This is a genomic window from Variovorax sp. EL159, assembly GCF_900100965.1.
Lineage (GTDB): Bacteria > Pseudomonadota > Gammaproteobacteria > Burkholderiales > Burkholderiaceae_C > Variovorax.
In genome coordinates this window covers 59,869-79,432 of record NZ_FMUJ01000002.1, presented here as the reverse complement: position 1 = coordinate 79,432, position 19,564 = coordinate 59,869, and the positions used below count along the sequence as shown (strand labels likewise).

The following is a 19,564-nucleotide window of genomic DNA, read 5'->3' as shown; positions in this document are numbered from 1 at the left end:
GGAGATTCTGGGAGGCATCAAAGCAAAGAAAAATGGTTGTTCCATATCTTCTGAAGAAGTAAATTATTTCTTCCCGTGCAGGCACGATCGGCCCGCGCACCCAGCACCTACCGCACCCCCACACACCATGGACTCACGATTCCTGCAGAGCTTCGTCTCGGTCGTCGAACTCGGATCGATCGCCGAGGCGGCGCGCCACCTGGACATGACGCCCGCGACCATCGCGCAGCGCGTGCGGGCGCTCGAGGCGGACATCGGCAGCCAGCTCATCGTGCGCTCGGGGCGCACGGTGCGGCCCACGGTGTCGGGCACGCGCATCCTCGCGCGGGCGCGCAACGTGCTGCGGGAGCTGAGGGACCTGCAGTCCGCGGCCTCGGACACGGAACTGCCGGCGGGGCCCTTGCGGCTCGGCGCCATTCCGACGGGGCTCATGGGCATCATCCCGCTCATCCTCAAGGACTGGGTCCGGCGGCATCCGCACATCGGGATCTACATCGAGCCCGGCTCGACCACTGCGCTGTACGGCCGCGTCATGGCGGGCGAGCTCGATGCGGCGATCCTCGTGCACCCGACCTTCGAGTTGCCCAAGACGAGCAACTGGCACACCCTGCGCCGTGAACCGCTGGTCTTGTTGACGCCCGCGCGCATGAAGGTCGCGTCGGTGCCGGCCACGATCGCGCGCGAGCCGTTCATCCGCTACGACCGGCAGGTGGTCGGCGGCAAGATGGCCGACGATTACCTGCGGCAGCTCGGCATACGCCCCAACGTGCGCGTCGAACTCGATGGCATCGAGTACATCGCGAAGCTGGTGGCCGAGGGGCTGGGGGTGTCGGTGCTGCCCGACTGGGCGGTGGTCGGCCCGCCCAACCGCGCGCTCAAAAAGTGGGCCTTGCCTGCGCCCTGTCCTGCGAGAACGGTGGGCGTGCTTTGGCAGCGTTCGACTGTCAGAGCGCCGCTGGTCGAAGCCCTCGTGCAAATTGCGCAGGCGCATTTTCCGCAGGCGGCGGGCTGAACAACGCGGGTGCGCCTGTACCCGCGCCTTCTTCGCTCAGAGCGAGCCCACGGCCCTTTCGGCCTCGACCTTGCGCTCGAGCGGCAGCCAGAGCGTGAAGCGCGTTCCGCCGCTGCCGGATTCCCAGTTCACGGTGCCGCCGATGGCCTGCGCGCGCTGCTGCTGGTTGCGCATCCCGCGGCCGCTCCGACGCAGCGCCTCGTCGACCGCGAAGCCAGCGCCGTTGTCTTCGATCACCACGCACACGCCCTGCCCCACCGTCGCGGTGCTGAAGCCGATGGTGGTGGCCCGCGTGTGGCGCAGCACATTGGCCACGCACTCCTGCATGATGCGCAGGATGTGCAGGGCACTGCCCGGGTCGAGCCAAGGCAACGCGGGCACGGGCTGTACCTCCCAGCGCAATGCGACGCCGGCGCTCTCGATGCGCGGCGCGAGGCGAAAGCGCAGGGTCGCCAGCAACAGCAGCAGGTCGGCGTCCACGCTTTCCATGGAATCGATCGCCAGCTTCAGGTCGTCCATGCAGCCCTTGAGCACGCCGGAGATCTCGGCGTCGTTCATGGCGCCGCGCTCCACCGAACGGATGGCGCCGATCAGCGACGAGCCCAGCCCGTCGTGCATGTCCTGCATGAGGCGCCTGCGCTCGGCGTTGAGCATCTGCTGGTTCTCGATCACGCGCAGCCGCCGGTAGCTTTGCTCCAGCTCGGCCTCGCGCTCCTGCAGCCGCTGCGCCAGGCCCGTGTTCAACCGGCCCACCTCGGCGAACGCGCCCGTGTAGCGCTGGAACATGATGTACGAGAAGACGAAGAACAGGCCGATGATGGCGTAGGGCGAGGTGTACACGCTCTCGGGGCTGACCAGGTTGTTCTGCAGCAGCCCGTCGTAAGACGTGAACCCGACCGCGAAGACGGTCCACCCCGCCACCAGCCGCCCTTCGGGCAATTGCGCGCGCAAGGCCTTGCGCAGGTTCACCGAGAAGATCAGCACCGCGACGGGCAGCACCGCCAGGTTGAGCAAGGGCGTGAGCAGGTAGAGGCTGACCGACACATGCGGCAGCGTGCCCACGCTGCAGGCCAGCGCCAGCCCGACCGACGTGCGTGTGAGCCACGGCGAGGGCTGCTGGTGCAGGCGCTGCAGAAACAGGTGGATGAGGATGATCAGCCAGAGCAGCGAGGCCACAGTCATCCACTCGAACCACTCGTCCGACATCGGCAGGTAGCTGCCGCCTGCGTAGTAGTGGAGCATCCGCAGGAAGGCCAGCGCCGAGATGGCGGCGAACAGCAGGTAGAGCGATTCGCGCCGCTTGCCCAGCCACACCGCGAACGCGAAGGCGCCCACCGCCAGGAACGCGGCACTGCCCATGAACGGCAACTGCACCTGCAGCAACTGGCGCGCCTGGTAGCGCCAGCTCAGCGAATCCTGGTCACCCACCCACACGGTCGAGAACCCGCTCCCGCTGCTGCGCAACCGGTTGACGCGGATCAGCACCGACGACGGCGACAGCGCATCGGCCGTCGCGTTCAGCGGCAGCAGCAACGGATGGTTGTAGCCGTTGTGCACCGGGCTGCCGATCGACTGATAGAGCAGCACACCGTCGCCATACACCGCGATGTGGCCGAGGGTCTTCCAGCGCGGAAGGTACAGAAGGCGCGGCCGTTGCGATGGCGGCAGGCCCGCCAGGTCTAGGCGGTACCAGTCGGAGACCGTCCGCACGCCGCCCGCCTCGGTGGGGACCAGTTCGCGCGGGGCTGTGTACGGAAGGGCGACGACTTTCCAGCCGTCCTTCGGCAACCCGGCGTCTTCGATGCGCCGCGGCGGGGACGAATAGCCGATGCCGGGAACGGACAGCAGCTCGGCCTGGGTGAAGTGAACGACGATGTCGTGTTGCGGCGGCGCCTTCGTGGCCGGTGGCTCGCTGGCGTAGGCGCAAGGCACCACGACGGCCAGCCACGACAGCCACAGCAGCCGTGCGAGCCAGTGGCCCACCCGCCACCCGCGTTGGCCGTCGTCGGGTTTCATGAAACGCTGATGCCCTGGAAGCCGCACTTGGCCAATTGCCGCGAATGCACCGCACGAATGCCCGCTTCGTGTGAAGTACCGCGCCCATGAGGCCGGCGATCTCGTCGACCGTGTTGCCTCATTGGAAGTGGCTCAACGCCCCGCGCTGGTGGCGAAACCGGTCGCCGCCGCGACGGTATTCCGCAATTCGGGAGCGCCGTCCGCCTGCGCAGTGCGAAGGGTGTGGCGGTCAAGGGCAACGGCGGGCGCGTTCATCAGGCCGCGATTATGTCCTTGGCCCACTGTTCCGGCCAACCGGGCGGAACACGGCAGGTCAGGCGGCACGCCCGACGACGACCGGCGCGTGCTCCGCCATCAGCGCGACGACCCAGTCGATGAACACGCGCAGCTTGGCGCTCACATGCCGGTTCGGCGAAAACGCCAGGTACAGCGGCATCGGGTCGAGCCGCCATGCCTCGAACACGGGCACCAGCTCGCCGCGCGCCACGTGCGCCCTGGCCATGTAGTCCGGCAACCAGAGAATGCCCAGCCCCGCCACGCCGGCTGCAAGGTAGGCGTTGCCGTCGTCGACCGAGAACACGTGGCGGCCCTGCACCTCGATGCGCTCGCCCTCGCGGTGCATCGCATACGGAAAGGCCTTGCCGGTGCGCGACCACAGGAAGCCGACGATGCGGTGGTGCGTGTCTTCCAGCTCGCGCGGATGCGAGGGCGTGCCGGCACGTTCGAGATAACCCGGCGCCGCATAGACCCCGAGCTGCAGGTCGCCCACGCGGCGCGCCATCAGCGAGGGGTCGGTGAGTTCGCCGCCGCGCACCACGCAATCGACGTTCTCGCCGATCACGTCCACCATGCGATCGCTCACGCCCATGTCGATCTGGATGTCGGGGTAGCGCGCATGGAACGCCGGCAATGCCGGCACCAGGATCAGGCGCGCGAGCGGGCTGGGCACGTCCACGCGCAACCGGCCCCTGGGCAATGCCGCGGCGCTCGACAGGCTGGTCTCGGCATCGTCCATGTCGACCAGCAGGCGCACCACGCGCTCGTAATAAGCCGCGCCGTCGGCGGTGACGTTCACCTTGCGCGTGGTGCGGTTGAGCAGCTTGACGCGCAGCCGCGCCTCGAGCTGCTGCACCAGCTGCGTCACGCTGGTCTTGCTCATGTGCAGCGTCTCAGCCGCGCGGGTGAAGCTGCCGGCCTCCACCACGCGGGCAAACGCCTGCATCGCATCGAAACGGTCCATCTCTCACGTGCTCCTGCGGGTGTGACGATTGTTTGGGTTCTGCAAACAGTGATTGTTGGCTTTGCCCGTTTATCCGGCAGGCGCCGATCCCTAAAGTCCCTTCGTCGTGATCAGCGGGCCGGCTTCGGCCCCATCAACCCAGAAAGCAATCCATGGCCAGACGTGATGTCGTTTTTCCACCCGGGCGCCAGGCGCTCTATGAAAAGAACCGCTACTCGCCGGCGGTTCGCGCCAACGGCTTCCTGTTCGTTTCGGGGCAGGTCGGCAGCCGCGAAGACGGCTCGCCCGAGCCCGAGCTCGAAGCCCAGGTGCGGCGTGCGTTCGAGAACCTGAACGCGGTCCTGACGGCGGCCGGCTGCACCTTCGACGACGTGGTCGACGTGACCGTCTTCATCGTCGACCCGGAAACGAACTTCGAGAAAATCTGGAAGCTGGTGCCGGCGTATTGGGGCGATGCGCCGCACCCCACGCTGACCGGCATCGGCGTGACGTGGCTCTACGGCTTCCAGTTCGAGATCAAGGTGATCGCGAAGCTCCCCGAGGCCTGAACGCCTCAGGCATCGCTTCAGCCGCGCGCAGCGGGCATCAGGGTGTTCGACGGCAGCGTCTCGTCCAGCAGCTTGCGCGCCGTCTCGATGCCCGCCACCGGCAGCAGCTTCGCGTCGAGCAGGCCCACCTGCACCAGCACGCTGGCCTGGTCCCAGTAGATGTGCTCGTGATAGAGCTTGTCGCCACGGAACTTGATGACCGCCAGCAAGGGAATCTCCACGCGCTTGCCGGTGGGCGGCACGCCCGGCAGCATCCACGGGATCTCGGTGGTGTGCGTGAAGCAGAAGAGCATTTCGTCGACCACCTGCGACGCGCCCACCGTGCGCGAGATCGGAACGAGCGAGGTGTCGGGCGGGTTGCTGTTGACGAAGTGGTGCGTGTAGAAATGGTGCAGGTCCTTGTAGCCCACGCCGCCGGTCATCGTCGGGATGTGGTTCACATAAGGCTCGGCCACCATGGTGGCCATGGTGTCGTCGACATTGCGCGTGCCGAACTCGTACTCGCAGTGCTTGTCCCACAGCGCGGCCAGGTCGTAATGCGGCCCGATGGCGCCCTTCAGCGTGGCGATGCTGCGCTCGTGCGCCATCAGCGCCGAGGCCCGGTGGAAGTGCTCGCCGCCCACTCGCGCGAACGCGTGATCGACGCCGGGGTACACATGCACCTGCACGTTCTTGCGGCCGCGCAGCGTCTGCACGATGCGCTCGCGCGCCTCGGGTGGGCAGAAGCCGTCGAGCTCGGCCACATGCAGGGTGAGCGGGCAGCGGATGCCGTCGGCCTCGTCCAGCGCCGCGTCGATGCCCACGCCGTAATAGCCGACGGCAACGTCGGCATCGGTGCGGCAGGCCGCCAGGTAGGCCAGCTTGCCGCCCAGGCAGAAGCCGAGCACGCCCACCTTGGCGTCCTGCACTTCGGGCCGCTGGCGCAGCGCGGTGATGGCCGCCTGCATGTCGGCCATGCCATGGGCCTCGTCGAAGCCCTTGTAGAGCGCGAACGCGCGCTGCCAGTCGTCCGGCGAATAGCCCAGCTCGACATCGGGCTGCTGGCGCCAGAACAGGTCGGGCACGAGCACGACGTAGCCCTCTTCGGCGTAGTAGTCGGCCACCTCGCGCATCGTCGCGTTCACGCCGAAAATCTCCTGCGCAAGCACCAGGCCGGGGCCGCTGCCCGAGCGCGGCACGGCGAGATAACCGCTGAAGCTGCCGCTGCCATCGGTGGCCTGGATGCGGATGCGGTGCGCGGAGGCAGCGCGAGAGGTCGAATTTTTTTCTTGCATGTGGGCTTCTCCATTCCAAGGTTTGTGGGGTGTGGGCCGCGCGCTCACTGCGCGCATTCCGGGTGGCGTGTGGTCACCTGGTAGTAGCCCGAATGAAAGACCAGCGGCTCGCCATCGAAGCGGTCGTAGCGCTCGACCTCGCCGATGAAGATGAGGTGGTCGCCGCCGTCGTACTGCCTCACGTTGCGGCAGACGAAGCGCGCGATGACACCGTCGAGCAGCGGCACGCCGGCCGTGCCTTCGCAGCAGTCCACGCCGGCGAACTTGTCGGCCTGCGGCGTCGAGAACTGCCGCGACAGGTGATGCTGGTGCGCCGCCAGCACGTTGATCGCGAAATGGCTGGCGCCGGTGAAGTCGGCCACGCTCGGCGCCTGCCGGGCCAGGCTCCACAGCACCAGCGGCGGATCGAGCGAGACCGACGAGAACGAATTGGCGGTCATGCCCACGCGGCGGCCATCGATGGCGCGGGTGGTGATGACGGTCACACCGGTGGTGAACTGTCCGAGCGCCTTGCGGAAGTCGCGCCGGTCGAAGCGGTCGACCACGGCTTCGCGCGCGCGGGCCTCCAGAAAGCGATCTGTCTCCACCGGGTCGAACCACCACGGCGCAAACGCACGCGGATCGTCGAACCCGTTGACGATGGTGCTGGCAACAGCGGGCATGTGGGTCGCGCTCTGCAACAGCTTCTGCAGGTGCGGCTTCGGCGCTGCGAGCAGGCTGTGCGTCCAGTCGGTGGCCCAGCGAGCGTAGCCTTCCCAGTAGCGGTCGAAGGTCTGTTGCATCCACTCGGCGTCGAACGGTGCGCCGCCGCGTTCGAGGATCCGCTTCAGGTAGATGTCGGCGCTCTTGGCCGCGTTGTTGGAGCCCTGCCCGGTGATCGGGTCGTTGAGCACCACCGCGTCGGCCAGGCCCAGCACCTGGCGCCCCGAAGGCAAGGTCGCCACCGGCTTGCGCACCGTCGGCGTGAAGCGGCCCGCGAGGACGCCGTTGTCGTCGGTCAGCTCGATGTGCCTGCAGCGCTCGGCCTCCCAGGGCAGAAAGGTCTCGAGAATCTGCTTGCTGCGCGCCAGGTGTTCTTGTGGTGTCTTCACATCGGCCCAGCAGTCCATCGGGCCGCCGGGCACGCCCTCGAACACCATGATCTCGCACGGCCCGCTCGTGGTGAGCGCCGGGAAGACGAAGTACTCGCCCACGCCGGGGATCAGGTTGAAGCACACCGCGGCGAACGGCTCGCGCGGCGTCATGCCCTTCACGTAGGTCAGCGCCAGTGCGCGCTGGGGCTGCTCGAACGGCGAGCGCTCCGGGTCGCGCTCGAACAGTTGCGAGATCTCACCCTTGCCGCTCGCAACGACCACGAGGTCGTGTTCCGCAGCGCAGGCCTCCAGCGCATCGAGCCCCACGTCCTGCAGCACCAGCCGGCCGCCGCGCTTCTCGAACTCGGCCATCCATGCGGGAATCTTGAGCCGCTGGTCGACCGAGCGCGCGGGCCCGTCGAGCCTGGCGCTCCATTCGATGGCCTTGCCGCCTTCCGGGTTGCGCACCGTCATGCCGATGCCCTCTACGCGGGGGCACGCGTCCGCCCACGCATCCAGCCCCAGTTCGCGTTCGGTCTGCAGCGCGGTCTCGAACATGCACTGGCTGGACATCACCGGCCCTTCGAAGATCTCCGATGCCGTGCGGTTCGAGTAAACCGCCACCTCGTGCCCCGCGCCCAGCAGGCCCAGCGCGAGTTGCATGCCGGACTGTCCGGCGCCGACGATGGCCACGCGTCGCTTCATGCGTTCGCTCCGGCTACGCAGCGGCGGCAGCGCAGGTGTCGATGTAGCGGTCCGCCTCGACGGGGTCGGCAAACCACGGGAAGAAGGTGCGCGGATCGTCGAACCCGTTGGCGAAGGCACTGGCCAGTGGCGGCACCGCGCCTGCGGTGCCCAGCAACTTCAGCACGTGGGGCGGCGGCGGTGCAAGCAGCATGTTGGTCCACTGCGTGACCCATTGCGCGTAGCCGTACCAGTAGCGGTCGAAGGTCTGCTGCATCCACGCCGCATCGGCCGCGCCGTCGCCGCGCGCAAGAATGCTCTGGAGGTAGGTGTCGGCGCACTTGGCCGCGTTGTTGGAGCCCTGGCCGGTGATCGGGTCGTTGAGCACCACCACGTCGGCCAGGCCCAGCACCTTGCGCCCCGAAGGCAGCGTTGCCACCGGCTTGCGCACCGTCGGTGCGAAGCGGCCCGCGAGGATGCCGTTGTCGTCGGTCAGTTCGATGTCCTTGCAGCGCTCGGCCTCCCACGGTGTGAAGGTGTCGAGAATCCACTTGCTGCGCGCCAGGTGCTCCTGCGGTGTCTTCACATCGGCCCAGCAGTCCATCGGGCCGCCGGGCACGCCTTCGAACACCATGATCTCGCAGGGCCCCGTCGTGGTGAGCGCCGGAAACACGAAGTACTCGCCCACGCCGGGAATCAGGTTGAAGCACACGGCGGAGTGCGGCTTGCGCGGCGTCATGCCCTTCACGTAGGTCAGCGCCAGTGCGCGCTGCGGCTTGTCGTAAGTGGACTTGTGCGCATCGCGCTCGAAGAGCTTCGAGATCTCGCCCTTGCCGCTGGCGACCAGCGTGAGGTCGTGGCTCTTCGTGCAGGCCTCCAGATCGTCGATGCCCGCGTCCTTGAACACAAGCTCGCCGCCCTTCTTCTGGAACTCGGCCATCCACGCCGGAACCTTCACGCGCTGGTCGACCGATTGCGCGCTCGAGTTCAGCCGCCCGATCCAGTCGATGGCCTTGGCGCCCTTCTGCTCAGGGTGCGGCACGGCCAGCCCGATGCCGTCCACCGTGGGGCAATCGCTCGCCCAATGGTCCAGCCCCAGGTCGCGCTCGATCTGCAGCGAGGTGTGGAACATGCACTGGCTCGACATGACCTTGCCGTGGCGGATGTCGTCGCCGGTGCGGTTGCTGAACATGGTGACTTCGTAGCCTGCGGCCAGCAGGCCCAGGCCCAGTTGCAGGCCCGACTGGCCCGCGCCGACGATGGCGATTCGCTTCATTGCTTGCTCCTTGCTTGTGATGCTCCGGGCCGGAGCTAGTCCATCAACTTGGGAATGGCGGGCACGGCCTGCTCGGGGCCCATGGCCGAATAGCCACCGTCGACCGCGTAGTCGGCACCGGTCACGAAGCTCGCGTGGTCGGAGCACAGGAACAGCACCACCTGCGCCACTTCGTCCGGATCGCCGACGCGCCCCAGCAGATGGAAAGGCGCAGCCACGCGATCGGTCTTGGCGCGGTCGCCGCCCGAGAGCTGGTTCATCACCGCCGACCACGTCCAGCCCGGCGACACGCTGTTCACGCGGATGCGGTCCGGTGCCAGGTCCATCGCCATGTTGCGGGTGAGCTGCGCCATCGCCGCCTTGCTCACCGGATAGAGCCAGCGCCCCGTCTGCGCCACGCGCGACGAGATGCTCGTGAAATTGACCACCGCCCCGCCGCCGGCCGCGACCATGTGCGGATGCGCGGCCTGCAGCATCGCCACCGCGCTCGCGACGTTCACGTTGAACGAGGTGAGCCAGTCGGCGCGCGGCGACTTGAAGCCGTCGTCCACATACGAGCACGCGAGGTTGACGAGAAAGTGCACGCCGCCGTGCCGCGCGGCCGCCTCCGCCACGCAGGCTTTCACCTGCGCGTCGTCGGTGATGTCGGTGCGCACGAAGCGCGCGCCGGCGCCGAGCGAATCGGCCAGCGCCTGGCCGTTGGCGGCGTCGATGTCTGCCACCACGACCTTCACCCCGGCCCCATGCAGCGCGCGCGCCACGCCGGCGCCTATCAGTGTGGCGCCGCCTGTGACGATGGCGCTCTTGCCTTCGAGTCCCTTGAACATGACGTTTGCTCTCCTGTGCTGATCGAACGGGCCGGAATGGCCTGTGCCGTGGAGCGAACGTTATGAGGCGGCGGGCCGCGGGCGAATCCCGCAAACGCAGGGCCTGTCCCTGGCGCGCAGGTTTTTGCATGCTTTGCGTGAGGGCCGGCCCGAATTGTGGGCGGGGACGGTTTTTGCTACGGTGACCCTGCCCCATGGAAACCGCCACGACTCCCCTGCTGCCGCTGCAGCGCTACCGGCTTTTCGAGAGCCACGACATGGACGAGGCCCGCGAAAGCGTGGCGCGCGTTTTCTGTCCGCACGGCCTGGTCATGCTGCGGCCGCGCACCGAACTCGATGCCTGCCACCACAGCGCGCGGCTGCACCGGAACGTGAGCCTCAACTACGTGCAGTACGGCCCCGGCGTGCAGATCGACCCCGGCTACCTGCAGGACTTCTATTTGCTGCAGATCCCGTTGCGCGGCGGTGCCGACATCCGCTGCGGTGCCCAGCATGTGGACGCGACCCCGCGCCTGGCCTCGCTGCCCTCGCCTACCGAACCGCTGTCGATGCGCTGGGCCGACGACAGCCCGCACCTGATCGTGCGACTGGCCCGCCCGGCACTGCTTTCGCGGCTCGAAGCGCTGCTGCAGGCGCCTGTCAACCAGCCGCTGGTGTTCAACCTCGGCGTGCCGCTCGACAACCCCGCGCTGTCGCCGCTGGTTCACTTCATCGACTACCTGCGGCTCACGCTCGATGCCGGCAACGCGCTGCAGGCGGGTGGTCCGCTGGCCGAGCATGCCGAGGAGTACCTGATGTCGTGCCTGCTGATGTCGGCCGGGCACAACCACTCGCGGGCGCTGGCGGGCGACACGCGGCGCAACCTGCTGCCGCGCGTGGTCCGCAGGGCGCAGGAGTACATGGCCGCCCATGCCGACCAGCCCTTGTCGCTGGCCGACATCTGCGGCGAAGTCGGCTGCAGTGCGCGCGCCCTGCAACTGGCGTTTCGCCAGCATGCGGGACAGGGGCCGATGGAGTTCCTGCGCGAGCTGCGGCTCGACAGGGTGCGGGCCGAGCTGCAGGCTTCGCCCGGCACAGGGGTCCGCGAGGTCGCGCAGAAGTACGGCTTTCTTCACCTGGGGCACTTCGCGGCGCAGTACCGCGTTCGCTTCGGCGAGCGGCCGTCGGAGACGACGGCCCGGCGCGTTTGAGCCTTTCTTCAGGCCGGGCGCCGATCTTCAAAGCCTGTCGTCGCAAAGCCCTGGGTTGACGGCATCGCCTGTTGACGAAGCGTTGTGCAGTTGCACCTCGATGAGCTGATAGCCCTGTCCGTACACGGCCCGCAGCAGGAACCCGTTCTCGCCGTTCAGCTCGAGCCGCTTGCGCACGTTCGAGGCACAGGCATCGAGCGCCCGCTTGCCTTCGCGCTGGGCCGGCATTCGCCACAGCTCCCGCCACAGCCGATCTCGTCCCATCACATGGCCGAGATTGCGAAAGAGCTGCAACGCAAAGCCGAACTGGCGCGGTTGCAGCCTGATCTCCTGGCCCTTGAACTGCACGCTGCGACTGCTCTCGTAGAAGTGGTAGTCGCCCCATACCTCGGCGCTGTCGGGCCAGTCGATGGCGGGGGCCGTGCTGGTGCGCTGAATCAGCGCACGGACCAGCCAGTCCAGTTCCGCATCCGCCATCCGCGACACATCGGCGCCCAGCGTGCCGCTGGACTCGAAGCCTCCGCCCGTCGATGCAAGAGGCCCCCACTGCCCTCCGGAGACCACCACGAGAACGGGCATGCCGAGGATCAGACAGGCCGCGGGCAGGCCGCCGAGCGATGCGTCTTCTTGCGGGACCGACAGCAGCAATCCGAACCGGCGCCCGCGACTCAGCGTCAGGATCAGCTCACTCGCGTTGGCGAACACGGCGCATTCATGGCCCAGTTGCTGGAGCCTTGCACGAAGGGCCGTCCGCCGGGGCTCCTCGTTGTCGAGAAGCGCCAGGGACAGCGCATCTCTCGAAGGGGTCGTCATGATCGCTTTCGGAATGAAACGCGGCGCCGAGGCCGCGATGGCAGGAATGGATTGCATCGTTGTCGCGGGGGTGAAACCTGAAGGACGACCAACCTTCGCGGGACGGCAATTGAAAGAGAAGCGAATCGTTACCGAGACGGGAAATCCATGGGAGCCGATTGCGAGATTTCGTGAACATTCACTGGTGCGGCACACACATTTCGTGAAATTCTTGTGGCGGTGTTCACACTTCTGCGGTGGTCTTGCGGCGCAGCCCCCCTGCGGCGCCGAGGCACGTCAGCGGGCCTTTGTGCAAGCCCCCGCTCTTCACCGCGCCGCTTTTTTCCCGTCGCCGCGCGGATCCTGAAAATCGTTGATGCACCGGTCGTGGCTCTCCCCGGTTTGCTGGCGGCAGGTTTCCAGCTGCGCGCTCCGCGCCGTGAAGGCAGCGAGCACGCAGGCGCGCGCGGCGGGCGACGGAGTGCCGCCGACCGCTCCCAGGGGGCAGCTACGGCTGACGAATTTCAGCCAGTTGTTCTGACTGGCGACCAGGCTCGACCTGGCACTTCCACCCTTCTCCAAGCCCTTGAGTGCCGAGGTATAGCGCTCGGCAAGCACCAGGTCTGCACGCCCCACTTCCGGGTCGGCGCAGATGGTCTTTTCGAGGGGTGTCCTGGCCTTCGCGCAATCGAAGCTCGCCTGGCCGGACGGGGCGTCGACACGCTCCTGCTTGGCGGCGAAGCGGGTGGCGACATCGGCCTGGCAGATCGCGGTGGCCGAGATGTACATGGTGCCGTCTCGATGCGCGTAGCGATCGGCGCAGAGCTTCATCTGACGGTCGTAGGCGCGCCGGTCTGGTGGTGTCAATTTGCCGAGAAACTCTTGCTCGCATTTGCTCACGACGGTGGCGCCGAACGTCGTGTCCATGCTGGAGCCCCAGGCACATTGGCGCAGCATCGCCATGGCCGCCTTGCAGGTCGGCGTGCCGGCCAGCGCCGCATCGAGGGCATCGGGCCCCTTCGGGCCAGGTCCTGCGCAGGAGTTTTCGTCAGCGAATGCCTGCGTCGACGCCAGCACGGAAAAAATCGACAGGATGAGAGCGCATGTAAGACGACGCATGGAGCCTCTGCCAAAAAGAGAAAATTCTATGGCTGTCGCCCGAGGAATAACCTCGGTACACATCGGTTCTTCGCACATTGAGCTGGCAATCCATGCCGCCCCGCTGCGCAACCGCCAGCGTGAAGCCGTTGAACATGCCACCTCCGGTTTCGCAGGCATCGGCCCCGATCGATGCTCACTGCCAAGGTCTGTTCTTTCGGCTCAGCCGGGCGCAGAGTCCAGTTCGCGTGCGTAGTCCGCCGGGGTCTTGCCGACCAGCTTGCGAAAGTCACTGATGAAATGCGCCTGGTCGAAGTAGCCAAGCTCCTGCGCGAGCGCCACCCAGGACACGGGCTGACCCGCCTGCACGCGGGCAATCGCCTCATGCATGCGGTAGCGGTTGATGACCCACTTCGGACCGATGCCGACGTACTCGTTGAACAACCGCTGCAATGCGCGCAGACTCATTCCGAAACGTTCGGCGAGTTCGCCGGCGCCTTTGAGCTCACGGTCGTCCACGATGCTGTCGACGATGCGTCCGGCCAGCAGCGCGTTCGGATCGACAGCCGGCAGGCGAGCGATCAGAAACCGCGACACCTGTTCGACTACGTCGGTGTCTTCACCCATTTCGCCGCTGCTGTCGACGATGTCGTTCAGCTCGCGCGCGTCAGTCCCCCATAGCGCCTCCATCGGCAGCGAAGAATCTTTCAGCCCCGAGACGGCACTGCCCAGGAAGGCGCGGAACGCCCCCGGCCGAAGCTTGATGCCGAAGGCCGAAGAGCGGCCTTCGAGCACGCGCGTCCATCGCCGGGTGTGGATGCCGAACGCCTGTGCCGAGCCGCGCTCGATGACGATGTGCACGTTCGGGTGAGGCAGCGTTTCCTGCACTTGCGGCGGCAGTCCTTCGAGGTTCCAGCGCACGCGCCAGAAATGCTCAACCCAGTCTTCGAGAGCAGGCGGTGGAGCGTCGCGGCAATGGGCGAATTCGCCAGTCGCCAGCGTGTGCAGAACCCCGCGCGCCTCGCGGGCAACCGGTCGTCGTGTTTTTCCAATCGTCGTCATGCGTCTTGCTGCTTCAATGCACTCCCACCTTGAACGATCACGTCACTCCACGATGCCAAAGATGATTCCTCATTCCGTCAACGGTCCATTCGACGTCCAGATTGCGCCGCAGCCATCGAGCAGCGTGGCTGGCGAAAGCGGCCTGCTGCGCATGTCGATCGACAAGCGCTTCCACGGCGCGCTGGACGCGACGAGCACGGGCGAGATGCTAGCTTTTCGCAGCGCGACCGACGGCTCGGCCGGCTACGTCGCGATGGAAACGGTGCGCGGCACGCTCGACGGCCGACGCGGCAGCTTCGTGCTGCAGCACAGCTCGACAAGAACACGCGGCGAGGCGGCGCAGTCCATCACGGTCGTTCCGGATTCGGGCACCGAAACGCTGACCGGCCTGACGGGCCGGATGACCATCGACATCGCCGCGGATGGTGCGCACGCCTACCGGTTCGAATTCACGCTGCCAGACGGCACCGATTGACGCAGGAAGGCATCGCGAAACAGGACGGCGGGTATCGTTTCACAGAACTCCCGCACAGACTTCACTGCGACTTCACCTGCGTCGTGGACACTGCCTCTCGACAGCGGTTCGGCGCTGGTAGAGGCCAGGGGGAAGACTGTGAAGGGACCGCCTCGATGCCGACCACTGTCGCCTTTTTCATGGCCTGCAGCGCTGTCTTCGTGCTGATGGCCCCGCTGCTGTAGCGCGATGCCGATGCGGCGGCGCTAACCAACGATCTCTCTCGACGTTCGTCCGCCTTTTGCGCGACGCCTATTGACGGCGACCCCAATGAAGAAAGCGGCCGACGACGGATTCAACAGGTCGAGGCAACAGATTCGCCGAACATCTCGGTAAGCCCCAACTCGAATCCAATCACGGCACTCTTTCCTGCTCATTCAGCGGCCTGCAAACCTCCAGCACCATCCCGCGCAGCCACCGATGCGCAGGGTCCCGATCAAGACGCGGGTGCCACATCTGCGACACAGTGATCTGCTCCGTAGGCATGGGTAGCGGAAACGAGCGCAGCGTGCCCCGCGCCCTGAGGTGTTCGAAGTACGACGACGGTATCAGTGCCACCAGATCGGTCGCAGCCGCTATCGACAAGGCGGTGTTGAAGCTGGGCACGACGACCGAAGCATTACGCACCAGGCCCATGGCTGCGAGCGCATCGTCCACCGGCCCCTCTGTCCTGCCGTGGCGCGAGGTAATCACGTGGTCGCAGGCAGCGTAGCGCTCGGCGGTGATCTCGGGTTCGGCGAGCAGAGGATGATCCTGGTGCACGACCGCGATGAATCGGTCGCGAAAGAGCGCCTGAAGGCGCACCTCCGGGCCCGACTCGCCGAGAACGCCGACATCCAGATCGAGCAATCCTTCGCGCAGTGGGCGAACGTCCTTGTCGGGCTTGGGCGCGAAGCGCAGGCGAACGCCGGGCGCTTCGCGCGCGACGCGAGCCACCAACCGAGGCGCAAGGGCCTCGATGAAGCCGTCGTTGGCCCGTATGGTGAACAGGTGGCGGAGCGCGCGAGGGTCCATGCTCGCGCCGGCGGGCTGGAGCACCGCACTGGACTCCCGCACCAGCTCCCTGGCGCGGTCGCGCAGTGCCAGTGCATGCGGCGTGAGCACCATGGCGCGGCCCGCGCGCACGAGGAGCTCGTCCCCGGTCGATTCCCGCAACCGCGCGAGCGCCCGGCTCATCGCCGATTCGCTCAGGCCCAGGCGCTCGGCAGCCTTTGCGACGCTGCCTTCGGAAAGAAGTGCGTTCAACGCGAACAGCAGGTTCAGGTCGGCTTCTGTTGGCATGCCCGAACCTAGCACGGCTGCGAGGATTTCGACAGGCGCCGCACGCAGGGACAAGTTGCGCGCCGCGCGCTGTGCAAGCCGTATGCGCAGTCCTAAGCTGACCTGGCGCGATACAGCGTGCCTCCTCCAGTCGTCCCATCATGTTGTCACCAACGCTTCAACCGCCCCCTTCTTCCCTCATTGCGCGCGCTGTCGAACCCCAAGCGGTGAACGACGCGAACGCAGTTCAAGACACCGACGGCCTGCCCTTGCCGCGACGCTACGCAGCCGTCGCCGCGATTTTGGGCGCAGGCGTGCTGGTGGTGCTCGATGGCGCCATCGCCAACATCGCGCTGCCAGGCATTGCCCAGCAGTTGCAAGCGACGCCCGCCGATGCCGTCTGGATCATCACCGCCTACCAGTTGGCCGTGGTCATGTTCCTGTTGCCGGCCTCTGCTGTCGGAGAGAGGTTCGGGTACAGGCGCGTTTTCGCCGGTGGTGTCGCACTGTTCACCGCCGCATCGGTGTTGTGCGCCTTGGCCCCGTCGCTGCCGTGGCTCGTGGCCGCGAGGTGCCTTCAGGGCCTGGGCAGCGCAGCCGTGATGCCCCTCGGGCTGGCGCTCTTGCGCTTCACCTATCCGCGTCGATTGCTGGCGCGCTCGATCGCCTGGAATGCACTCGCCGTTGCGGCCGCATCCTCATCGGGCCCCACCCTTGGCGCTTTCGTACTCTCCGCGGCGAGTTGGCCATGGCTCTTTGCGGTGAACCTGCCAATCGGTCTCCTTGTGCTCGCCGCCTGCACGGGGTTGCCGAACCCCCCGCGCTCGGCGCGACCCATCGATGTGTGGAGCATCGCGCTCAACGCGGTCATGTTCGCCGCCTTCGTGCTCGGAAGTGACCGGCTGGTGGTGCATCCGTTGCACGGCGGTGCGTTGCTCGCCATGTCGGTCGTTTGCATGGTCCTCTTGGTGCGGCGCGAGATGCCGAAGGCGGCGCCGTTGATCCCGCTCGACCTGCTGCGCGTGCATTCCTTTCGGGTCTCGGTCATCGCCTCCGTCTGCTGCTTCACCGGCCAGATGGCCAGCCTTGTGGCGCTGCCGTTCTACATCCAGCACGAACTCGGCCAAAGCGCGGTGACCGCCGGCCTCTTGATGACCCCGTGGCCGCTGGCGGTGATGCTGGCTGCACCGCTCTCGGCACGCCTGGCCCAACGCGTGCCGAGCGCCTGGCTGTGCGCGGCCGGAAGCGCGTGTTTCGCGAGTGGCCTGGCCCTGTGCGCCCTGTGGCCGCTGCACGGCAACGCGACCTTGCCGATCGCGCTGTTCACCGGCCTCGCCGGCCTGGGCTTCGGCTTCTTTCAGACACCGAACAACCAGAACATGCTGCTCTCGGCACCCAAGGAGCGCAGCGGCGCGGCCGGTGGCGCGCAAGGCACCGCCCGACTCACGGGGTTGACGCTGGGCAGCCTGTTGATGAGTTTGATGTTCGGGCTGTTGTCGTCGCACAGCGCTGTGCGCTGGGGGCTGGCGATGGCGGCTTTGGCTGCGTTGTCGGGGAGCGTGGCGAGCTTGCTCCGAAGCCCTGCAAGGGTCACTCGCGTCGCGTGATCGAGGATGCGTGAGGGGTGGTCTTGTGCGACTGAAGTCCTAAGGACGGTCCCCCCCCAACCCAGAAACCAGCATGAGCACTAGGTCGCTGGCGGAGAGTGTGTCCCCGAAGAATCTAGCATTCATGCGGGCTTCGGAGGAGTTCGCCTTCTCTATAGGCCATCCCATGGGCCATCACGATTGGACTTTGCGCCCCATCAAGACATTGCCGTCCCAGAGCACCAGCGTTCGGCTGACCTTGGCTTCAGCATCGCGCTCTAGCATGACGTCATAGCCTTCCAGCTCGCGTGCTGCGACCTTGTCCGGCCGAACCCATCGAACTTCATAGCCCTGCTCAGCGGCTTTCTCTTTGAAGCCAGATTGATCCGGCCAGTTGTAGTCGACGAGCTTCTTTTCGTCTTTCCACTGACCTCGCTCCTTGTAGTCCTTTCCGAGGGTGTACAGGAGGGTTCCAATTGCAACGATGTCGATCATGCTGCCATCCGATGCTCGTAGTAAGGCCGCTCTTTGTCCTCGAGGATCTCATCGAGTTGATCCAGCTTGCGACTTTGCGGCGTAAGCCAAGCCTCGACATTCTCGCGGCGCAGTTGAATGATGCAGCGGTCGTGCCCAGCGTCGGCCACCTCTGGCGGCGGGTCGTCGGTCACCGCGGCGAAGGACCATAAGTCCTCATCGTTCGAGCCCTCGGGCGGTGTCCAGTGCGAGTAGACGCAGGCGATCAGCATGTCCTGCTGCGGCTTCGGTCTGAACTCGAGCACGACGTTCTCGGGCTCCTCACCCGGTCGCAGCTCGCGGTGCTCCATGTCGTGCCGTTTGACGTTCTCGTAGAAGCCGTTGACGATCATCAGCCCGTGGGTTTTACCGAACTGCCCCTTCCAGAAGTTCCGGATGTTGTCGCGGCGCGCGTTGTAGGTGCCCGGGTACTTCGTGTCGTAGAAGGCCGGCTTGCCCTCTGGACGGCATTGGTATCGCATCGGCTTGATGACCCACTCGTCGTTCTCGACGATCAGCACGGGCGCATACCATCCGGGGAAGATGCGCGAGTCCCGTGGCTTCAGGTCGACCCGCTTCAGGTCTTCCAGCTTGGCCAATGCCCACGGGATTTTCTCTCCTGCTATGCGCTGGTCGTTGAGCGCCTGCTTGGTCTGCTTCACCTGCAGCACCCGCTCCGCAGCGACTAGGCGCGCGCGCTGCTTGAACAGCGTCTGCTCGTACTTCATCACCTGGTCGGCGTTGAACTCGTCGATCAGCGCCTTGACCGCCTGCTCCTCTTCACTCCGTGGGTGCGCGAACTGCGCATCCATGGCCTTCGGGAACAGCATCGGCTTCAACTTCCGCTTCCAGTAGGCATCGTGGAAGTCCTTGATGGACATCTTGGACTTGGGGAACAGGCGCAGGAAAGCCCCGTGATCAGCTCGGACCTCGGCTGAAAAACACATCGCAGCTCCTTTCAAATGCCCGGCAACGGGCTGTAGGCCATCGGTTTTACACATTCGTGATGTGCCCGACCTATACTGTATGAATGAACAGTGTTTTGGCGCAATCGGTCCCGGTGGCTCTTTCCACCGAAGTCCTGATGCTGCCAATTGCGGACGCGCGAGTCCACGCCGGCTTTCCCTCGCCTGCTGAAGACTTCCTCGTAAAGCGCATCGACCTGAACACGGTGTTGGTGACGCACCCCCAGGCCACGTTCTTTCTCCGCGTCGCCGGCGACAGCATGCGCGAGCTCGGCATCGAGGATGGCGACCTGCTGGTGGTCAATCGGGCCATCAAGCCGCGGCACGGCCAGATCGTGGTCGCTGTCGTGGACGGGGACTTCGCCGTCAAGCAGCTGCACCTACGCGCCGGCCGACTGAAGCTCAAGGCAGGCAACCCCACGTACCCCGACATCACGCCTTCCGATGGCCAGGTCGTCGAGGTATGGGGCGTGGTGACGAGCTGCATCAAGCAGTTCCAGACGTGATGCTCGCGCTGATCGACGGCAACAATTTCTACGTGTCCTGCGAGCGGGTTTTCAAGCCGAGCTTGCGGGGCCGGCCGGTCGTCGTCCTGAGCAACAACGACGGGTGCGCGATCAGCCGCAGTGACGAG

18 protein-coding genes and 2 pseudogenes are annotated in these 19,564 nt (G+C 66.3%); 7 read left to right on the top strand and 13 right to left on the bottom strand.

Annotated features, from left to right (window positions below; genetic code table 11):
- Positions 1-127: 127 nt before the first annotated feature.
- The gene (locus BLQ28_RS06625; RefSeq protein WP_093237883.1) at positions 128-1,012 is read left to right on the top strand and encodes a LysR family transcriptional regulator; all 885 of its coding nucleotides are present in this window, start codon (positions 128-130) and stop codon (positions 1,010-1,012) included.
- 36 nt (positions 1,013-1,048) lie between these two features.
- Here BLQ28_RS06625 and BLQ28_RS06620 read toward each other — a convergent pair whose 3' ends face one another.
- Together BLQ28_RS06620 and BLQ28_RS06615 are read right to left on the bottom strand one after the other, a co-directional pair.
- Positions 1,049-3,028: a sensor histidine kinase gene (locus tag BLQ28_RS06620; RefSeq protein ID WP_093237882.1), complete on the bottom strand. Its 1,980-nt coding sequence runs from the start codon at positions 3,026-3,028 to the stop codon at positions 1,049-1,051.
- Positions 3,029-3,341: 313 nt separating this feature from the next.
- Positions 3,342-4,268, bottom strand: a complete 927-nt coding sequence (locus BLQ28_RS06615) for a LysR family transcriptional regulator (protein ID WP_093237880.1) — start codon at positions 4,266-4,268, stop codon at positions 3,342-3,344.
- Positions 4,269-4,420: 152 nt separating this feature from the next.
- Between BLQ28_RS06615 and BLQ28_RS06610 the strand changes: the two genes are divergently transcribed.
- Complete coding sequence (locus BLQ28_RS06610; RefSeq protein ID WP_093237879.1) at positions 4,421-4,816, top strand: RidA family protein; 396 nt, start codon at positions 4,421-4,423, stop codon at positions 4,814-4,816.
- 17 nt (positions 4,817-4,833) lie between these two features.
- On the opposite strand, the gene BLQ28_RS06605 is transcribed toward BLQ28_RS06610, so the two are convergent.
- The 5 genes and pseudogenes from BLQ28_RS06605 to BLQ28_RS06590 all read right to left on the bottom strand — a co-directional run bounded on the left by BLQ28_RS06605 (position 4,834) and on the right by BLQ28_RS06590 (position 9,950).
- Positions 4,834-6,090, bottom strand: a complete 1,257-nt coding sequence (locus BLQ28_RS06605) for a dienelactone hydrolase family protein (RefSeq protein ID WP_093237877.1) — start codon at positions 6,088-6,090, stop codon at positions 4,834-4,836.
- Between the two features lie 44 nt (positions 6,091-6,134).
- On the bottom strand, positions 6,135-6,659 hold the full coding sequence (locus tag BLQ28_RS33220; protein ID WP_256327255.1) for a flavin reductase family protein: 525 nt from the start codon (positions 6,657-6,659) through the stop codon (positions 6,135-6,137).
- A pseudogene (locus BLQ28_RS33490) lies at positions 6,636-7,868 on the bottom strand (styrene monooxygenase/indole monooxygenase family protein); the annotation flags it as partial. The pseudogene BLQ28_RS33490 and the gene BLQ28_RS33220, both read right to left, overlap by 24 nt.
- Before the next feature lie 13 nt (positions 7,869-7,881).
- Entirely contained in the window at positions 7,882-9,123 is a 1,242-nt protein-coding gene (locus tag BLQ28_RS06595) for a styrene monooxygenase/indole monooxygenase family protein (protein WP_093237874.1), read from the bottom strand.
- A 35-nt stretch (positions 9,124-9,158) separates the two neighbouring features.
- Positions 9,159-9,950 (bottom strand): SDR family oxidoreductase, encoded by a 792-nt coding sequence (locus BLQ28_RS06590; RefSeq protein ID WP_093237873.1) that lies wholly within the window; start codon positions 9,948-9,950, stop codon positions 9,159-9,161.
- A gap of 194 nt (positions 9,951-10,144) precedes the next feature.
- Here BLQ28_RS06590 and BLQ28_RS06585 point away from each other — a divergent pair, with 194 nt between their 5' ends.
- A complete protein-coding gene (locus BLQ28_RS06585; protein ID WP_093237871.1) occupies positions 10,145-11,140 on the top strand; it encodes an AraC family transcriptional regulator in 996 nt (331 codons plus the stop codon).
- 27 nt (positions 11,141-11,167) lie between these two features.
- Here the strand turns inward: BLQ28_RS06585 and BLQ28_RS06580 are convergent, their stop codons facing one another.
- The 3 genes from BLQ28_RS06580 to BLQ28_RS06570 all read right to left on the bottom strand — a co-directional run bounded on the left by BLQ28_RS06580 (position 11,168) and on the right by BLQ28_RS06570 (position 14,092).
- Entirely contained in the window at positions 11,168-12,010 is an 843-nt protein-coding gene (locus BLQ28_RS06580) for a winged helix-turn-helix domain-containing protein (RefSeq protein ID WP_093237870.1), read from the bottom strand.
- A 249-nt stretch (positions 12,011-12,259) separates the two neighbouring features.
- On the bottom strand, positions 12,260-13,051 hold the full coding sequence (locus BLQ28_RS06575; protein ID WP_176801037.1) for a lysozyme inhibitor LprI family protein: 792 nt from the start codon (positions 13,049-13,051) through the stop codon (positions 12,260-12,262).
- Positions 13,052-13,252: 201 nt separating this feature from the next.
- Positions 13,253-14,092 carry a helix-turn-helix domain-containing protein gene (locus BLQ28_RS06570; protein ID WP_093237867.1) on the bottom strand — a complete coding sequence of 280 codons (840 nt, stop codon included), beginning with the start codon at positions 14,090-14,092 and terminating at the stop codon, positions 13,253-13,255.
- A gap of 61 nt (positions 14,093-14,153) precedes the next feature.
- Between BLQ28_RS06570 and BLQ28_RS06565 the strand changes: the two genes are divergently transcribed.
- Positions 14,154-14,567, top strand: a complete 414-nt coding sequence (locus BLQ28_RS06565; protein ID WP_093237865.1) for a DUF3224 domain-containing protein — start codon at positions 14,154-14,156, stop codon at positions 14,565-14,567.
- A gap of 393 nt (positions 14,568-14,960) precedes the next feature.
- On the opposite strand, the gene BLQ28_RS06555 is transcribed toward BLQ28_RS06565, so the two are convergent.
- On the bottom strand, positions 14,961-15,887 hold the full coding sequence (locus BLQ28_RS06555) for a LysR family transcriptional regulator (protein ID WP_093237862.1): 927 nt from the start codon (positions 15,885-15,887) through the stop codon (positions 14,961-14,963).
- 206 nt (positions 15,888-16,093) lie between these two features.
- Here BLQ28_RS06555 and BLQ28_RS06550 point away from each other — a divergent pair, with 206 nt between their 5' ends.
- Positions 16,094-17,473: an MFS transporter gene (locus BLQ28_RS06550; protein WP_256327196.1), complete on the top strand. Its 1,380-nt coding sequence runs from the start codon at positions 16,094-16,096 to the stop codon at positions 17,471-17,473.
- A gap of 174 nt (positions 17,474-17,647) precedes the next feature.
- Here the strand turns inward: BLQ28_RS06550 and BLQ28_RS06545 are convergent, their stop codons facing one another.
- Entirely contained in the window at positions 17,648-17,947 is a 300-nt protein-coding gene (locus BLQ28_RS06545; protein ID WP_093237859.1) for a hypothetical protein, read from the bottom strand.
- Positions 17,944-18,912, bottom strand: coding sequence for an SOS response-associated peptidase family protein (locus BLQ28_RS06540; RefSeq protein WP_093237858.1), 969 nt, complete (start codon positions 18,910-18,912; stop codon positions 17,944-17,946). Before BLQ28_RS06540 ends, BLQ28_RS06545 begins: the two co-directional genes overlap by 4 nt.
- Positions 18,913-19,049: 137 nt before the next feature.
- On the opposite strand from BLQ28_RS06540, the gene BLQ28_RS06535 reads away from it, so the two are divergent.
- Positions 19,050-19,436, top strand: coding sequence for a LexA family protein (locus BLQ28_RS06535; protein WP_371126578.1), 387 nt, complete (start codon positions 19,050-19,052; stop codon positions 19,434-19,436).
- Positions 19,436-19,564: pseudogene (locus BLQ28_RS32520) on the top strand (Y-family DNA polymerase); the annotation flags it as partial. The gene BLQ28_RS06535 and the pseudogene BLQ28_RS32520, both read left to right, overlap by 1 nt.

Coding starts and splice junctions, on each gene's coding strand:
- BLQ28_RS06625 (WP_093237883.1), top strand. CDS start 128: ATGGACTCACGATTCCTGCAGAGCTTCGTCTCGGTCGTCGAACTCGGA.
- BLQ28_RS06620 (WP_093237882.1), bottom strand. CDS start 3,028: ATGAAACCCGACGACGGCCAACGCGGGTGGCGGGTGGGCCACTGGCTC.
- BLQ28_RS06615 (WP_093237880.1), bottom strand. CDS start 4,268: ATGGACCGTTTCGATGCGATGCAGGCGTTTGCCCGCGTGGTGGAGGCC.
- BLQ28_RS06610 (WP_093237879.1), top strand. CDS start 4,421: ATGGCCAGACGTGATGTCGTTTTTCCACCCGGGCGCCAGGCGCTCTAT.
- BLQ28_RS06605 (WP_093237877.1), bottom strand. CDS start 6,090: ATGCAAGAAAAAAATTCGACCTCTCGCGCTGCCTCCGCGCACCGCATC.
- BLQ28_RS06595 (WP_093237874.1), bottom strand. CDS start 9,123: ATGAAGCGAATCGCCATCGTCGGCGCGGGCCAGTCGGGCCTGCAACTG.
- BLQ28_RS06590 (WP_093237873.1), bottom strand. CDS start 9,950: ATGTTCAAGGGACTCGAAGGCAAGAGCGCCATCGTCACAGGCGGCGCC.
- BLQ28_RS06585 (WP_093237871.1), top strand. CDS start 10,145: ATGGAAACCGCCACGACTCCCCTGCTGCCGCTGCAGCGCTACCGGCTT.
- BLQ28_RS06580 (WP_093237870.1), bottom strand. CDS start 12,010: ATGCAATCCATTCCTGCCATCGCGGCCTCGGCGCCGCGTTTCATTCCG.
- BLQ28_RS06575 (WP_176801037.1), bottom strand. CDS start 13,051: ATGCGTCGTCTTACATGCGCTCTCATCCTGTCGATTTTTTCCGTGCTG.
- BLQ28_RS06570 (WP_093237867.1), bottom strand. CDS start 14,092: ATGACGACGATTGGAAAAACACGACGACCGGTTGCCCGCGAGGCGCGC.
- BLQ28_RS06565 (WP_093237865.1), top strand. CDS start 14,154: ATGATTCCTCATTCCGTCAACGGTCCATTCGACGTCCAGATTGCGCCG.
- BLQ28_RS06555 (WP_093237862.1), bottom strand. CDS start 15,887: ATGCCAACAGAAGCCGACCTGAACCTGCTGTTCGCGTTGAACGCACTT.
- BLQ28_RS06545 (WP_093237859.1), bottom strand. CDS start 17,947: ATGATCGACATCGTTGCAATTGGAACCCTCCTGTACACCCTCGGAAAG.
- BLQ28_RS06540 (WP_093237858.1), bottom strand. CDS start 18,912: ATGTGTTTTTCAGCCGAGGTCCGAGCTGATCACGGGGCTTTCCTGCGC.
- BLQ28_RS06535 (WP_371126578.1), top strand. CDS start 19,050: ATGCTGCCAATTGCGGACGCGCGAGTCCACGCCGGCTTTCCCTCGCCT.